Consider the following 17,921-nt stretch of genomic DNA (forward strand, 5'->3'; position numbering starts at 1 on the left):
TCAAATTTCCTCACGCCCATCCTCACGCCCAATCAATGCGCTCACTACGACCTAGTTGGTTATTGAAAGTTATTATCACTAGGTCAGCAACATATAACGTCTTATCTGCCAATGTCAAGGGTATAAAAAAAATTAGTCTATTGAGAACTCATGTCAGTTTTTTCTGAAAATACGCGATTTAGCGTCCAGAAAAATTTGCACGCCTTGACTGGGAGAGCATGAAACTATAGCGGTTTTCCGTTCGCTCATATACAAAGCCTAACCCCCAGCCGCATTCCGTGATAGGGAAGCGGAGCAAGTCTCGTTCCTTGTAGGAGAAGGGCTGGGGTTATGTCAGACTCTACTGCACAAGCGTCGGGGGAAGCTTTCCGGCTAGTTTAAGTCATGCTTCCCCCAACCCTAGAAGAGCAAAAGCCGGAATTTTATTTCTGAAAAAATTTTGCGATTGCTACTTGCCAAACTTGCAAGCTTTGTACTAAGGTTATCCAAGCTTATTAAAAATGAATGTCAATAGCAGTGAAAAGTTACCGCTAAAAACCCTCTTGAAGAGGAGCGTTGACCGTAACGCCAACACCAGGATTTGTGAAGTTTTTTGCCCTGCCGAGGGTTCCTAAAACTCCCAAAAACGCCGATTTAACAGCAAATACAAATGAAGCGCTCAGTTTTAATCTGACCATCTGGTTTGGAACTACAGATGCGCGGTTTCCGTTCGGCAACGCGAATCTTTGACGAGAGAGTTTGAACTAGAGAGTTTGAACTTTGTGGTCGGATTCAACAGTTCAGGGTTGAAAAAGCAGAAAAAGTAACATGGTCGATTTTTGCCAAGATTTTCCAGAAAACCCGCCCAAGAAAATTGCTACCTTAGCAGACATTCTGCGCTACAGAGCTGTAAACGAACCAGAAAAACTGGCGTTTACCTTCTTGCAGGATGGGGAAACACCAGCCGAGAACCTGACTTATCGAGAGTTGGATCGGCGCAGTAGAGCGATCGCATCCCAGCTGCAAGCAATGGGTTTAAGTGGCGAACGTGCCTTATTGCTTTATCCACCGGGTTTGGATTATCTAGCGGCATTTTTCGGTTGTTTGTACGCAGGCGCGATCGCAGTTCCCGCTTATCCGCCTCGAAACCAACGCAACACGCCGAGAATTCAAGCAATTTTGCAAGATGCACAGGCGAAAATCGCGCTCACCACAACGGCGATTTTTGCGAAAGTGCGATCGCTTCTCGCGCAAAAAACTGACCCAAATGACATCCAGTGGCTAACTACGGACAACTTAGCCAATGGCATCGAAGAGAATTGGGAACCGCCAAGCATTCATCAAGACACATTAGCTTTTCTGCAATACACCTCCGGTTCTACAGGGATACCGAAAGGAGTCATGCTCAGTCATGGCAATCTACTGCACAATGCCGCCATGACTTACCGACTCATGGAACATTCGCCCAGTAGCAAATTTGTCTCCTGGCTGCCGATATATCATGACATGGGACTTATCGGCGGTGTCCTGCAACCCTTGTATGGCGGGTTCCCTTGCTACTTAATGTCACCCGCGTCTTTTCTGCTGAGTCCGTATCGCTGGCTGAAAGCGATTTCTGATTACCAAGGAACGACCAGCGGTGGCCCGAATTTCGCTTATGAACTGTGCGTTCAGAAAATTACACCTGAGCAAAAAGAAACCCTTGATTTAAGCAGATGGAGTGTCGCTTTTAACGGTGCAGAACCGATTCGCCAAGATACTTTAGCGCGGTTTGCAGATGCCTTTGCTTCCTGCGGCTTTTTAAAAACAGCTTTTTATCCCTGTTATGGGATGGCGGAGGCAAGCCTGATCGTTTCTGGTGGTATCAAGGCAGCGGTTCCGGTTACGAAAACCGTTCAAAAAACGGCATTAGAACGCAATCAAGTCATTGATGCTAATGATGACGACAATTCCCAGCCTCTGGTCGGTTGCGGGAACGCCTTACCAGAACAGGAGATTGTTATTGCTAATCCTGAAACTTTAACCCGATGTGCGCCAGATGAAATTGGTGAAATTTGGGTTTCAGGTCCTAGTGTCGGTCACGGCTATTGGAATCGACCAGAGGAGACGGTGCAAACCTTCCGCGCCTCCCTGGCAGATACGGGCGGAAAGCCTTTTTTAAGAACAGGCGACTTGGGCTTTTTGCACAATGGGGAACTGTTCATCACAGGTCGAGCCAAAGATTTAATTATCATCCGGGGTCGCAACCTTTATCCCCAAGACATTGAACGAACGGCAGAATGCAGCCATCCAGGATTACGTTCAGGCAGTGGTGCAGCTTTTGCGGTAGAAGTCGGCAATGAAGAACGGCTTGTCGTAGTGCAAGAGGTAGAATTTCGCTCGAAACCAAATGTTGAGGAAGTCACCGCCGCCATTCGTCAGGCAGTTGCAGAAGAACATGAGATACAAGTTTATGCGGTAGTTCTGATTAAAGGTGGCAGTATTCCCAAGACTTCCAGCGGGAAGATTCAACGCCGCGCGACTCGTGCTGAATTTCTCGCAGGCGAATTGGATGTTATTGGCAGCAGTATTTTAGAGAATTCTTATCCTGTTGAAAACGAAGATAATCTCACCCGCGAAGAGTTACTGGCTGTTGAGTCGGAAGAACGTCAGCAGCGATTAGAGGCTTATCTGCAAAGGCAAGTGGCGCGGGTGCTGGGTGTTGCGTCGTTTGAATTAGAAGATTTACGTGTTAAACAAATAGATTTTTTGAACGAACCGCAGAGGACGCAGAGAACGCAGAGGAAGAATCACAGAGGAAATATTAGTGTTGAGCAGCCTTTGAGCCGTTTTGGTCTCGACTCGTTGATGGTTTTCGAGTTGAAGAATCGGATCGAGGTTGATTTGGGGGTGGCTGTATCCATTGCGGATTTGTTCGAGGGAGTTAGCATTACCCAACTGGCAACGCAGATACTCGACCAACTGACTCAAGCGGTTCCGTCTGCATCGATACCTTTGTGCAGAGTTGAGAAAACTACTGACGAGCATCCACTATCTTTTTCTCAAGCTAGATTGTGGTTTGTCAATCAACTGCAACCAGGAACTCCGGCTTACAACATTCCCATCGCGGTTCGCCTGACGGGACGGCTGGCTGTGCCAGTGCTGGTTCGCAGTATTCACGAAATTATCCGGCGACACGAAATCTTGCGGACAAGCTTTGCCGTAGTGGAGGGCGAACCCGTGCAAGCAATTTCTGGGGAAAGCTGCGTCACCTTAAATTTACCAGAGGTGGATCTGCGGCAATTGCCCGATGCTGAGAGACAAGCGCAAGCGCAACAATTCGCGATCGCAGAGGCTCAAATGCCCTTCGACTTGGCACAACCGCCGTTATTACGGGCAAAACTGCTGCATCTAACCGCAGAAGAGTCGATGTTGCTGCTCACGCTACACCACATTGTTGCCGATGGTTGGTCGGTTAAAGTTTTCGTCCGAGAATTGACAGCACTTTACGAAGCTTTCTCGACCGGAAAGCCTTCGCCACTGGCTGAACTTCCGATCCAATATGTTGATTATGTCGATTGGCAACAACGATGGTTCTCCAAGGAGAGGCTAGAAACTCATCTGAATTATTGGAAGCAGCAGTTATGGGGAGTTCCCGTATTGGAGTTGCCGACTGACCGGGCGCGATCGCCAATTCAGACTTTTCGGGGGGCGCAGCAAACGTTAGTGCTGCCTAAAGCATTGACTAAGGCAATCAAAATGCTAGGTCAGCAGGAGGGTGTCACCTTATTTATGACCTTGCTGGCGGCGTTTCAGACGTTGCTTTACCGTTATTCAGGACAGGAGGACATTTTAGTTGGTTCGCCGATTGCCAACCGCGATCGCGCTGAACTGGAATCCTTGATTGGGTGCTTTGTCAATACTTTGGTGTTGCGTACCGATCTGGCAGGAAATCCCAGCTTTAAAGAATTGCTGGGACGGGTGCGAAAGGTGGCAATTGATGCTTACGTTCACCAAGATTTGCCTTTCGAGAAGCTGGTGGAATTACAGTCGAGTCGAGATCTGAGCTATAACCCGATATTTCAGGTAATGTTCGTCCTCCAGAATCCCGCCTTTTCGACGGTTTCGTTACCAGAGTTAACTTTCAAAACTTCGGAAGTTGAGAGTGGAACCGCAAAGTTCGATTTATTCCTATCAATGATAGATACGGAACAGGGATTGAGCGGGACGCTGGAATACAACACCGATTTGTTCAACGCGGACACCATCACCCGAATGTTAGGGCATTTCCAAACCTTACTGGAAGGAATTGTTGCCGATCCAGAGCAGTGTTTATCAGATTTGCCGCTATTAACTGCATCTGAGCGTCATACTTTGCTGGTGGAATGGAATGACACTCAAGTTGATTACCCCCAACAGTGTATCCATCAATTATTTGAGCAGCAAGTAGAAAAGACACCAGATGCGATCGCATTAATCTTCGACAATGTAGAGACGGGATTCATCGAGTCTCTAACTTACCGCGAGTTAAACAACCGAGCGAACCAGTTAGCGCACCACCTGCAACAGATGGGCGTACAGCCAGATGTTTTGGTTGGCATCTGCATGGAGCGATCGCTGGAAATGGTAGTCGCTCTTTTAGGCATTTTAAAAGCAGGTGGCGCTTACGTACCTTTAGACCCCACGTATCCGAAAGATCGCTTAGCGTTCATGTTGGCAGATGCCCAAGTGTCACTGCTGCTAACTCAACAATATTTGGTTAATCAATTACCGCAACATCAAGCAATTATCTGTTTAGATCCCGAATGGGAAACGATTACCCAAGAGGGTACAGAAAATCCTATTTCATCTGCTACACCAGAGAACCTGGCTTATGTAATTTATACCTCTGGTTCCACAGGAAAGCCCAAGGGAGCGATGAATACCCACCTGGGGTTAAACAATCGCTTGCTGTGGATGCAATACACTTACCAATTAACAACAACCGACCGAGTTTTACAAAAGACTCCATTCGGCTTTGATGTGTCAGTTTGGGAATTTTTCTTGCCTTTGTTAACGGGTGCTAGCCTCGTTTTAGCTAAACCAGGTGGTCATCAAGATAGCGGTTATTTAGTCCAACTGATTGCCAAGCAAAAAATCACGACACTGCACTTCGTCCCCTCCATGCTGCAAGTATTTTTAGAGGAGTTGAGTGTAGTAAAATGTAACAGCCTTAAGCGGGTATTTTGTAGCGGTGAAGCTCTGCCTTTTGATTTACAAAAGCGCTTTTTTATCCGTTTAGGTGCAGTAGAATTACATAATCTTTACGGGCCGACAGAAGCGGCAATTGATGTTACTTTTTGGGCCTGTCAGCGTAACAGCCAACGGCGAATTGTTCCCATCGGTCGTCCGATTGCCAATACACAGATATATCTCTTAGATTCGCATTTACAACCTGTTCCGATTGGCGTTCCGGGAGAGTTGCATATTGGCGGTTTTGGTTTGGCTAGAGGTTATCTGAATCGACCAGAGTTAACGCGAGAAAAGTTTATTGCGAATCCGTTGAAAGACCTAACCCCCCAGCCCCCTTCCCTAGAAGGGCAGGGGGAGCCGGAAGTCCCTCTCTCGCAAAAAGAATTTATTCCTTTTCCCTCCCCTTGTAGGGGAGGGTTAGGGAGAGGTAGAGAAGGGTTAGCGGAGAGCCGACTATACAAAACCGGAGATTTAGCCCGCTATTTGCCAGATGGAAACATTGAATTTTTGGGGAGAATTGACCACCAAGTAAAAATTCGAGGTTTCCGTATCGAATTGGGAGAAATTGAAGCAGTGTTGTTACAACATCCCCAGGTGCGAGAAACGGTGGTGATTGCCAGAGAAGATATGCCCAACGATCGCCGCTTAGTTGCTTATGTAGTTCCAAATCATGATACTGAACTTTCGATTAATGAATTGCGCGATCGCTTAAAACAAACGTTTCCTGAATACATGGTGCCTTCGGCTTTCGTATTCCTAGACACTTTGCCGCTGACACCCAATGGAAAAGTCAATCGTCGCGCCTTACCTGTTCCGGAAAATCAGCGTTTAGCGTTAGCAGTTTATCAACCTCCTCAATCGGAGATTGAAAAAACGATTGCGACTGTTTGGCAAACGGTACTGAACTTAGAGAAAGTCGGGATTCACGATAATTTCTTTGATATCGGGGGACATTCATTACTGATGCTTCAGGTGAATCACAAACTGCGGACAGTTTTTAACCGAGAGATATCAGTCGTTACTTTGTTTCAAAACCCAACCATTTATTCGCTGGCGCAATATTTAAGCCAACAACAGCCTTCTTTTGAAGAGATGCGCGATCGCGAAGCTGGACGCGATAGTGTCCAGCGCGCTCGAAAGCAAATAGAGGCTATCAATCGCCAAAAAGAATTATTGAGCAAGCAAGGTAGAAAGACTCATGGATAGCGCTACAAATTACGATTCTCTGGAAGGCATTGCCATTATCGGCATGAGTGGGCGCTTTCCCGGTGCGAAGAATGTCGAAGAATTTTGGCAAAATTTACGCGATGGAGTCGAATCAATTTCGGTCTTCACCAATGAAGAATTAATAGATGCTGGAATCGCTCCAGGTTTACTCGATAATCCCAATCATGTAAAAGCTGGTGCCGTATTAGAAGATGTTGAATTTTTTGATGCTTCTTTCTTTGGTTTTAACCCCAAAGAAGCGGAAATGACCGACCCGCAACACCGGATATTTTTAGAATGTGCTTGGGAAGCGCTGGAAAATGCTGGTTACGACACTCAAAGATGTGAAAGTCGAATTGGCGTTTATGCAGGTGCCAGCCTGAATAATTATTTATCTTTTAATTTCAATCGCGACCAAATTGGGTCGGCGGACAGTTTCCAAAAGTTGATTAGCAACGATAAAGATTTCCTCACGACTCGCGTTTCTTACAAATTAAATCTCAAAGGGCCAAGCCTTACAATTCAAACAGCTTGTTCTACTTCATTAGTGGCGACAACTCTGGCTTGTCAAAGTTTATTAAATTACCAATGCGATATGGCGTTGGCGGGTGGAGTTTCGATTCGGGTGCCGCAAAAGACAGGGTATTTATATCAAGAAGGGGGAATTTTATCTCCGGATGGTCATTGCCGCGCCTTTGATGCTGATGCACAGGGAACCATTATTGGGAATGGTGTGGGAGTGGTCGTTTTAAAAAGATTAGAGGATGCGATCGCAGATGGCGATCGCATTCAGGCGGTAATCAAAGGTTCTGCCATCAATAACGATGGTTCTGAGAAAGTCGGGTATACAGCACCCAGCGTCAACGGACAAGCAGACGCGATCGCAGAAGCACTTGCCCTCGCGGGAGTCGATCCGGAAACTGTCACCTATATCGAAACTCACGGGACTGGAACCGTCTTAGGCGATCCGATTGAAATTACTGCGCTTTCTAATGTTTTTGGTGCCAATACCGAGAAAAAGAATTTCTGCGCCATCGGTTCCGTCAAAACCAATATCGGTCATCTGGATGCAGCAGCGGGTGTCACGGGACTCATGAAGACGGTTTTGGCACTAAAACACAAGTTGATTCCACCCAGCTTAAATTTTAAACAGCCAAATCCTGAGATTGATTTTGCCAATAGTCCCTTTTACGTCAATACCCAGCTGACAGAATGGAAGGCAAATTCGACCCCGCGCCGCGCCGGAGTCAGTTCTTTGGGGATTGGTGGCACCAACGCCCATGTGGTTCTCGAAGAAGCGCCAACGGTAAAAGCATCGGGTTCTTCTCGTCCGTGGCAATTATTGGTACTTTCCGCCAAAACGGAATCGGCACTGGAGACGGCTACGGCAAATTTGGTGGCTCACCTCAAGCAGCACCCCGATCTCAATTTGGCGGATGTTGCTTACACCCTGCAAGTAGGTCGTCGGGCTTTTGAACATCGCCGGATCTTGGTTTGCCAGACGGTTGAGGAGTTAGTAAACCAATTGGAAACCCCTCATCCTCAAAGTGTTTTAACTCACTTCCAAGAGCCTACTGAACGCTCCATCGCCTTCATGTTTCCCGGACAGGGAGCGCAGTATGTGGATATGGGGAGGGAACTGTACCAGAGTGAGCCGATATTTCGAGAGCAAGTAGACCGTTGCGCTGTCCTTCTTCAACCTCATATCGGGATGGATTTGCGATCGCTACTTTATCCCAACCAGCCGAATCCGGAAGCAGCCGCAGAAAAACTCAAACAAACTTGCTTTGCCCAACCTGCGTTATTTGTGATTGAGTATGCCTTAGCTCAGTTGTGGATGTCTTGGGGCATTTCTCCCCAAGCGATGCTGGGTCACAGTATTGGCGAATATGTAGCGGCTTGCCTTGCAGGTGTCATGTCTGTTGAAGACGCTTTAGCTTTGGTGGCGATTCGTGGGCGACTGATGCAGCAAATGCCAGCCGGGGCGATGCTTGCCGTTTCCTTGCCAGAAGCGGAAATTAACAGCCTACTGAATGAGAAGTTATCTTTAGCCGCCACTAACGCACCTTCTTTGTGCGTCGTTTCGGGAACCCTTGACGCTGTAGACGCAATTGAAGCGCAACTCACGGCTAAAGGGGTCGAGTGTCGGCGTTTGCATACTTCTCATGCCTTTCATTCCCAGATGATGGATTCTATATTGGAGCCATTCATTGCGGAAGTGAAAAAAATTAAACTGAATCCTCCTCAAATTCCCTTTATCTCCAACGTTACGGGAACTTGGATTACAGCAGCAGAAGCCACAGATCCTAATTACTGGGCGACGCATCTACGGCAGACAGTACGTTTTTCTGAGGGAATTTCTACATTACTGCAACAGCCAAATCGCATCCTCTTAGAAGTTGGTGCGGGGCGTAGTTTATGTACCTTTACCAAACAGCATTCCCATGAAGCAATTGGGCAAGTGGTGTTACCTTCGCTACGCCATCCCCAGGAGCAAAACTCAGATATTGCCTTTTTACTCAATATCTTAGGGCGGCTTTGGCTAGCAGGAGTTTCGGTGAATTGGTCTGCTTTTTATGCTGGTGAACAACGTCACCGCGTACCTTTACCGACTTATCCGTTTGAGCGTCAGCGTTACTGGATTGAACCCCAAACCGAAGTCCCAGCAATTAGTCCAGGTGAAAGCAAGCTAGGGAAATCGGATATTACTGACTGGTTTTATGTTCCTTCTTGGAAGAAAATCCCCCTGGTCAAAACGGGAGAGATTTCATCTGCTTGCTACCTGGTTTTTGTTGATGAGTGTGGGATCGGTTCTCAAATCGTCCAACGATTGCAACAAGCTGGACAAGATGCGATTTCTGTCCGGGTTGGAGAGCAATTTAAGCAACTTGATAGCAACGCTTACACGATTAATCCCGCTTGCCAGGATGATTATTACGCCTTGATTCAAGCCGTGCGGGAACAAGGGAAAGCCCCGAATGCGATCGCGCATCTCTGGAGTATCACCCAATCACCGCCTCAGTCCTTAGAAACCAGCCAAAATCTCGGTTTCTACAGTTTGATTTACTTAGCGCCAGCGCTAGGACAACAACCCGTTAGCAATTCCATTCAACTTCTAGTTGCCAGTAACAATCTTTATGACATTATTGGCGACGAGCTATTGTGTCCTGAAAAAGCAACCATCATTGGTTCATGCAAAGTCATTCCTCAAGAGTATCCTCACATCAATTGTCGTCAAGTTGATGTGGCGATCTCGGAATCAGGAACCAACAGCTTAGTAGAGCAACTGTTAGCAGAACTAGGGGCAGATTCAAAAGACTCGATGATTGCCTACCGTGGCAATCATCGCTGGGTTCAGACATTTGAGCCAGTCCCGCTAGAAAAAGCCAGCCAAACCCGGTTACGACAAGAGGGAGTCTACCTGATCACAGGCGGCATGGGAGGGATGGGCTTAGTCTTCGCCGAATACCTTGCCAAGACAGTACAAGCCAAGTTAATTCTAATCGGACGTTCTGCACTGCCTGCAAAAGAGCAGTGGCAGCAATGGCTAGCAACCCATGATGCGCTCGATCCTACCAGCCGTAAGATTCAGAAATTGCAGGAATTGGAAGCATTAGGCGCTGATGTTCTGGTAGTCGCTGCCGATGTTGCGAATGATGAACAAATGCAGAATGCGATCGCGCAATCCCTAGAACGTTTTGGTGAGATTCACGGGGTTATCCACGCCGCTGGAGTTGCGGGTGGTGGCATGATTCAACTCAAAACACCAGAAGTTGTAGAAAGCGTTTTTGCTCCTAAAGTGATGGGAACTTTTGTCTTAAATGAGGTTCTCAAAGATGTCAATCTAGACTTCGTAGTTCTCTGTTCATCCCTTAGCTCAATTCAAGGCGGATTTGGACAGGTAGACTATAGTGCTGCTAATGCCTTTTTAGATGCCTTTGCTCACTGCAATCCTTTTAATGCTCGCACAATCTCAATTAACTGGGATGCGTGGCAAGAAGTCGGCATGGCTGTGAATACTGCCGTTCCTGAAAAGTTCAAAAAGTGGCGTAAAGAAAGTCTAAAAAGTGGGATTTTACCCGCAGAAGCTGTGGATGCCTTGAGCCGAATTTTGGAGAATTCACTTTCTCAAGTGGTCATTTCAACGCAAGATTTATCCGATGTCATTGAGCAAGGTTCTAACTTTTCTTTATCGAGTTATCACGCTCAAACATCAGATGAGTCTAGTCAATTATCGGCAACTAGACATCCCCGACCCCTGCAAGTAAATGCCTATGTTGCTCCTCGCAATGAGATTGAGCAAGGTATCGCTAATATCTGGCAAGAATTGATAGGAATTGAAAAAGTAGGAATTTACGACAACTTCTTTGAGTTGGGCGGACACTCTTTACTCGCTGTACAAACGATTTCCCGACTGCGTGAAACTTTCCAAGTGGAATTACCGTTGCGTACTCTCCTTTTTGAAGCTTCTACAGTCGCTGAACTTGCTACTGTCATTGCCGAAAAACAGCCTGATCCAGAACAAATTGCCGAGATAGAGCAGATGTTAGCGGAGGTAGAAAATCTCTCCTTGGATGAAATACAAGCACTGGTTGCTAAAGAAACACAAGCAAGCTTTCGTTAGCAAGCAGAAAGATTAGAGCAGTCCTATCTGATTTGCGAACATTATCTCTGTTAACGAACCGCCAAGACGCAAAGAGCGCCAAGGAAGAGAGGAAGAGAAATGGAAAATCTTAAAAATTGTTTATGGTGCTATATAGCAATCCTATTTGATTCGCGAACTCATCTTCTCTTTCCTCTGCGCCCTCGGCGTCCTCTGCGGTTCGTTAAAAAAATCTCACGAATCAAATGGAAATGCTATATACTCTCACTTCTTTTTCAAGCACTAAGTTTTTATAGGTGATTAATTATGAATAATATTTCTCAAAGAATTGCTGCTTTATCTCCGGAACAACGGGCGCTACTAGAACTACGACTTAAACAAAAGGGTTTGAGTCCTGTTAAAACTCAAGCAATTTCTCAACGGAAAGATTCCAACTCGTTGCCTTTATCTTTTCATCAACAACGGCTGTGGGTTCTTCATCAGCTAGAGCCAGATAGCCCTATTTACAACGTCCCCATCGCTATACGATTGACAGGATTTTTGAATGTAAAAGCACTAAAAAAAAGTCTAAATAAAATTCGACAACGGCACGAAGTTCTGCAAACCCGTTTTATGGCGGTGGGGGGACAACCCGTGCAGGAAAAATTTTCAGATTTGGTGTTAAATCTGACCGTAATTGATTTGCGGGATTTGCCTGAAAACGAACGGCAGCAGTTATTAGAAGATGCGAAAAAAGAGGAAGCGCAACGTCCTTTTGACCTCTCACAGGAACCACTGCTGCGAGTGAAGCTGTTGCATCTGAGTGAGACAGAACACCTGATGCTGTTCACGATGCACCACATTGTTTCTGATGGTTGGTCTCGTGGTGTGATTATTCAAGAATTGGCAGCATTGTATGAAGCTTTTTGTCAAGGCAAGCCGTCACCTTTGCCTGAGCTTCCGATTCAGTATGCCGACTTTGCTGCATGGCAACGACAGCAGCTTGTGGGAGAAGTTCTAGAAACTCAGCTTAACTACTGGAAGCAGCAATTAACGGGTGCTTCCCCAATTCTGGAACTCCCTACAAATAGACCGCGACCAACTGTTAATACTTTTAGGGGCGCTAGGCAATTTTTCACCATTTCCCAACCGCTTGCCTTATCGCTGAGAACGTTGAGTCAGCAGTCAGAAAGCACGCTATTTATGACGCTATTAGCGGCTTTTAACACGCTGCTTTACCGCTATACGGGGCAGCAAGATATCTCGATTGGCACTCCCATGACCAATCGCACCCAAAAGGAAATCGAGCCTCTGATTGGGTTCTTTGTCAACACGCTGGTTTTACGCACACTGCTGTCTGAAAACATGAGTTTTCGAGAATTGCTGGCGAGGGTGCGCGAAGTGGCGCTACAAGCCTATGCTCACCAGGATCTGCCCTTTGAAAAGCTGGTAGAGGAACTACAGCCAAGCCGCGATCGCAGTTATACACCCCTGTTCCAGGTGATGTTTGCCCTCCACACTGCCCCCAAAACAGCGTTGCAGTTACCAGGTCTGAGTTTGAGCCTTTTGGAGGTGGAAACTGGCACCGCCAAGTTTGATTTGACGATAGAGATAACGGATACCGAGCAAGGACTAACAGGGTCATTAGAGTACAACACTGACTTGTTCGATGAAGGCACAATTACTCGGATGTTGGGGCATTTTCAAACGCTGCTGGAAGGCATTGTGGCGAATCCCGATCGCCGTTTGTCGGATTTGCCGTTATTGACGGAGGCGGAAAGATATCAATTGTTGGTGGAGTGGAATCAGACTCAGACTGATTACCCCGCCGATAGCTGCTTTCATCAGTTGTTTGAACAGCAGGTCGAGAAAACACCAGATGCGATTGCGCTAACCGCACGCTCCGCGAACGCGCTCACATTTGAAGAGCAACATCTCACCTACAAACAATTAAATGAACGTGCGAACCAACTGGCGAATTATCTGCAAAAACAGGGGATAACAACGGAATCTCTGGTTGGCATCTGTGTAGAACGCTCTTTGGAGATGATGGTCGGACTCATCGGCATTCTCAAGGCAGGGGGAGCTTATGTGCCGTTAGACCCCTCCTATCCCCAAGAGCGCCTATCTTTCATGCTGTCTGACGCTCAGATGCCCGTGTTGTTAACTCAACAGCATTTAATCGAAAAGCTACCTCACCACACCGCTAAAGTTATTTGTTTAGATGCAGAGTGGGATTGCATTGCTCAAGAAAGTATAGCCAGTCCAGCCAGTGAAGTTAACGCTGATAACCTCGCTTATGTCATCTATACTTCCGGTTCCACGGGTAAGCCAAAAGGAACATTAATTCCCCATCGAGGACTGGTTAATTACTTAAGTTGGTGTTCGCAAGCTTACGCGGTCGAAGCTGGAAAAGGCGCTCCGGTTCACTCTTCCCTGAGCTTCGATATGACGATTACCGGGTTATTTTCACCTTTATTAGTGGGAAATCGGGTAATCTTGCTGTCGGAAGCGCAGGGTATCGAAGCTTTGAGTATTGCGCTGCGTCAGGGTGAGGACTTTAGTTTAGTCAAAATTACCCCGGCTCAGTTGGATTTGCTGCGTCATCAGTTAGCACCTGAAGAAGTGGCGGGTCGAACTAAAGCCTTTATTATTGGCGGCGAAAATCTTTTAGCTCAAAGCACTGCATTTTGGCAAAAATTTGCTCCGGATACTGTATTGGTAAATGAATATGGGCCTACAGAAACTGTTGTGGGATGCTGCATTTATCAAGTTCCTTTAGGCAAGCATCAATCAGGCTCGATTCCGATTGGTCATCCGATTGCGAATACGCAACTTTATATTTTGGATCGGAATCTGCAACCTGTCCCGATTGGCGTAATTGGTGAGCTACATATCGGCGGTGCAGGAGTGGCGCGGGGTTATCTCAATCGTCCAGAACTGACGGCAGAGAAGTTTATTCCGAATCCGTTTCGCGATGAACCAAATGCACGGATGTATAAAACCGGGGATTTGGCGCGTTACCGAGCTGATGGCACGATTGAGTATCTGGGAAGATGCGATCGCCAAATCAAGCTCAGAGGCTTTCGGATTGAACTGGAAGAAATCGAGTCGGTGTTAGCACAGCACCCCCAAATTCGAGACGTAGTGGTGCTAATTCGGGAAGATGAATCGGGACCTAAATTGGTGGCTTATGTTGTTCCTAAATCAGCAGCAGTCCCCACAGTTAGCGAATTGCGCTCTTACTTACAACAGAAACTGCCAGAGTATTCGATCCCATCTGCCTTTGTGACTTTGGAGTCTTTACCGCTAACTCCCAACGGCAAGATAGATCGTCAAGGATTGCCATCTCCGGGGGTAGACAGACCCAACTTAGACGATGCGTTTGTGGCACCTAGAACGCCCGCAGAGCAGGTATTAGCGGAAATTTGGCGCGAAGTTCTCAACCTGGATCAAGTTGGCATCTACGACAACTTCTTTGCTTTGGGTGGTGATTCGATTCGGAGTATACAAGTGCGATCGCTTGTGCAAAATCGCGGCTTAAACTTCTCGCTACAACAGCTCTTCCAATATCAGACGATTTCTGAACTCGCACCACATCTAGAAGCGAGTGAAATTGAAAAGACTGCTCCCATTGCACCTTTTAGCCTGATTTCTGAAGCAGATCGTCAAAAATTACCCAATGGAATCGAGGAAGCTTATCCCCTCACCAAATTGCAAGCAGGGATGCTATTCCATAGCGAATACAGCCCAGAAAGAGCAGTTTATCACGACATTGTAAGCTTCCAGGTGCAAGCAACTTTTGACCTCGAAGCACTGCAAACAACGATTCACCATTTAATCAGTCGTCATGCAGTGTTACGCACCAGCTTCGATTTAACTAGCTTCAAGGAACCCCTGCAACTCATTCATCACACAGTTAAAATTCCTCTGCAAGTAGAAGATTGGCGTCATCTTTGTGACACCAAACAAGCAGAAGCACTCACGAATTGGTTGGAAATTGAAAAAAGCCGAAACTTTGATTGGACTTGTCCCCCGCTTCTGAAATTTCACGTACATCGCCGCAGTGAGGCAACCTTTCAACTTACTCTCAGCTTCCACCATGCGATTCTCGACGGTTGGAGTGTCGCTTCTTTATTCTCCGAGTTGTTTCAACAGTATTCTGCCTTGCTAGAAGGCGAAGAAACGCTGGAAGTTTTGCCATCACCCGTTAGTCATTTCCGAGACTTTGTATCTTTAGAACGGGAAGCGATCGCTTCCGAGGAATGCCGCCACTTTTGGAGCGAAAAGTTAAAAGACAGCACGATTACTAAACTGCCTCGCTGGTTTCCTCCCACTGAAGAAACGCATCAAAAGAAATCCTGCGCGGAGGAAATTTTCCTCTCTTCTGAGACTTCCTCAGGTTTAAAGCAACTCGCTGAATCCGCAGGCGTTCCCCTAAAAAGTGTTCTGCTTGCAGCACATCTGCGAGTATTAAGTTTATTGAGCGGTCAATCAGCCGTTTTAACTGGGTTAGTCTCTAATGGCAGACTAGAAAAAGAAGATGGTGAAAAGGTTATCGGACTTTTCTTAAACACCCTACCCTTTTGTCAAGAATTGCCAGGAGGAACCTGGATAGACTTGGTAAAACAAACCTTTGCTTCTGAGCGGGAATTGCTTCCTTTTCGCCGTTATCCTCTACCAGAATTGCAGAAAGTCTTGAATCGGCAGTTGCTTTTTGAAACAGCTTTTAACTTTACGCATTTTCATGTTTATGAAAGTTTTTTAGGTTTGGAAAAGATTGAGATAGTAGATGCAGCATTTTTTGAGGAAACAAATTTTGCTTTAATTGCTAATTTTGTCTTGAATCCGGTAAGCGATCGCGTTCAAGTAAAGCTGGAATATCAAGCCTCATTTTCTCAAGAGGAAAGAGAGGCGATTAGGGGATATTACGCTAAGACTCTTGAAGTCATGGTAAGCCAACCTTCGGCACGTTATGAGTTATCCACTCTGCTTTCTGAGCAAGAACAACATCAGTTACTCGTAGAATGGAACGACACTCAAGTTGACTACCCGAAAGATGCGTGTCTCCATCAATTATTTGCTGCTCAGGTAGAAAAAACACCAGATAATATTGCTGTTGTTTTTGAAGGAAAACAATTAACGTATCGGGAATTAAATCAACAAGCTAACCAAGTAGCGCATCGCTTGCAAAAGCTAGGCGTAAAAACAGAAGTTTTGGTTGGTATTTGTATGGAACGCTCCCTAGAAATGGTGGTGGGACTACTTGGCATTCTGAAAGCAGGTGCAGCTTATGTTCCGCTAGATCCATTCTATCCTCCAGAACGCCTAGCTTTTATGCTAGAAGATGCTGGGGTTCCCGTGCTGTTAACTCAACAGCATTTAGTTGAAAATCTTCCCAAACACAATGCTCAAGTTTTATGTCTCGATACAGATTGGGAAATCATTGCCCAAGAGAGCTTAGAAAATCCTTCTAGCAGGGTGACGGCAGAAAATTTAGCTTACGTTATTTATACCTCTGGCTCCACAGGAACTCCCAAAGGGGGGATGAATACCCATCGCGGTATCTGCAATCGCTTATTGTGGATGCAAGATACTTATCAACTAACACAAACTGACCGAGTTTTACAGAAAACCCCCTTCAGCTTTGATGTTTCTGTATGGGAATTCTTTTGGCCTTTGATAACGGGTTCTCGTCTGGTTGTCGCTAAACCAGGAGGACATCAAGATAGCGCTTATTTAGTGGAGCTGATTGCCCAGGAAGAAATCACTACGATTCATTTTGTGCCGCCAATGCTTCAGATTTTCCTAGAAGAGTTGGAAGTGCAAAAATGTCAATGTCTCAAACGAGTGATTTGCAGTGGTGAGGCTTTATCCTACGAACTTCAACAACGGTTCTTTGCGCGGTTGGACGCCCAATTACACAATCTTTATGGTCCAACGGAAGCAGCCATTGATGTCACGTATTGGGCTTGTCAACGGGAAAGCGAACTCCCTATCGTTCCGATTGGTCGCGCGATCGCGAATACTCAACTTTATATCCTCGATAGGCACCTGCAACCTGTCCCAGTCGGTGTGGCTGGTGAACTCCACATCGGCGGCGTTGGCTTAGCGCGAGGCTATCTCAATCGTCCTGATTTGACACAACAGAAGTTTATTCCTAATCCGTTTAAAAACCTAACGATTCAGCCCGATTCCTTAGCAGGGGACTCTTTGGGGGAGAGTCGCTTATACAAAACTGGAGATTTGGCGCGTTATCTACCTGATGGCAACATTGAGTTTCTTGGCAGGATTGACAATCAGGTAAAACTGCGGGGTTTCCGCATCGAACTGGGAGAAATTGAAGCAGCGCTAATGCAGCACCCAGCTATACGAGAAACAGTAGTTTTGTTGCGGGAGGATAACCCAGGTGACAAGCGTTTAGTCGCTTACATTGTGCCGAAAGAACAAGCACCCGACATTCACGATCTACGGGACTTCTTGAAGCAGAAACTGCCGAGTTATATGGTGCCATCTGCGTTTATGTTTTTAGAGGCGTTACCTTTAACTGCAAATGGCAAAATCGAACGTCGAGCATTACCTGCACCGAAAAATCTATCTTTATCAACAGTTGCTTATATACCTCCCCGGAATCCGTTTGAAGAAAAACTAGCGCAACTTTGGGCTGAAGTTCTCGACCTTGAGCGGGTAGGCATTCACGACAACTTCTTTGAGTTAGGCGGTAACTCTTTAGTCGCAACTCAACTGATTTCTAAGGTGCGTCGCACATTTCAAGTAGAAATTCCTTTGCGAAATCTATTTGAGTTGCCAACAATTGCTGGACTTGCTGAAAGCATTTCACAAACCAAAGAGAGTAACGCTGATGCTCAGGAAGCGGCGATTCAGCCAATTTTCAGAACGGCTCGACGCGGTTCCCATAATCAATCAAAAAAGGGAGAGTAAA

At 46.3% G+C, this 17,921-nt stretch carries 3 protein-coding genes; all 3 read left to right on the forward strand.

What is annotated here, in order from left to right; all coding sequences use genetic code 11:
• Positions 1 to 807 precede the first annotated feature (807 nt).
• The 3 genes from NC994_RS09450 (at position 808) to NC994_RS09460 (ending at position 17,920) form a co-directional block, all read left to right on the forward strand.
• Positions 808 to 6,396, forward strand: a complete 5,589-nt coding sequence (locus tag NC994_RS09450; RefSeq protein WP_190432103.1) for a non-ribosomal peptide synthetase — start codon at positions 808 to 810, stop codon at positions 6,394 to 6,396.
• Positions 6,389 to 11,020 carry a type I polyketide synthase gene (locus tag NC994_RS09455; RefSeq protein WP_190432110.1) on the forward strand — a complete coding sequence of 1,544 codons (4,632 nt, stop codon included), beginning with the start codon at positions 6,389 to 6,391 and terminating at the stop codon, positions 11,018 to 11,020. The genes NC994_RS09450 and NC994_RS09455 overlap by 8 nt, the downstream gene beginning before the upstream one ends.
• A gap of 285 nt (positions 11,021 to 11,305) precedes the next feature.
• Positions 11,306 to 17,920, forward strand: a complete 6,615-nt coding sequence (locus tag NC994_RS09460; RefSeq protein WP_190432118.1) for a non-ribosomal peptide synthetase — start codon at positions 11,306 to 11,308, stop codon at positions 17,918 to 17,920.
• Position 17,921: the final 1 nt, after the last annotated feature.

It is taken from the genome of Trichocoleus sp. AS-A1, assembly GCF_039962015.1.
Classification (GTDB): Bacteria; Cyanobacteriota; Cyanobacteriia; order Cyanobacteriales; family FACHB-T130; genus FACHB-T130.

Bases quoted from the DNA above. Each gene is read 5' to 3' on its own strand.
- NC994_RS09450 (WP_190432103.1), top strand. From the start codon at position 808: ATGGTCGATTTTTGCCAAGATTTTCCAGAAAACCCGCCCAAGAAAATT.
- NC994_RS09455 (WP_190432110.1), top strand. From the start codon at position 6,389: ATGGATAGCGCTACAAATTACGATTCTCTGGAAGGCATTGCCATTATC.
- NC994_RS09460 (WP_190432118.1), top strand. From the start codon at position 11,306: ATGAATAATATTTCTCAAAGAATTGCTGCTTTATCTCCGGAACAACGG.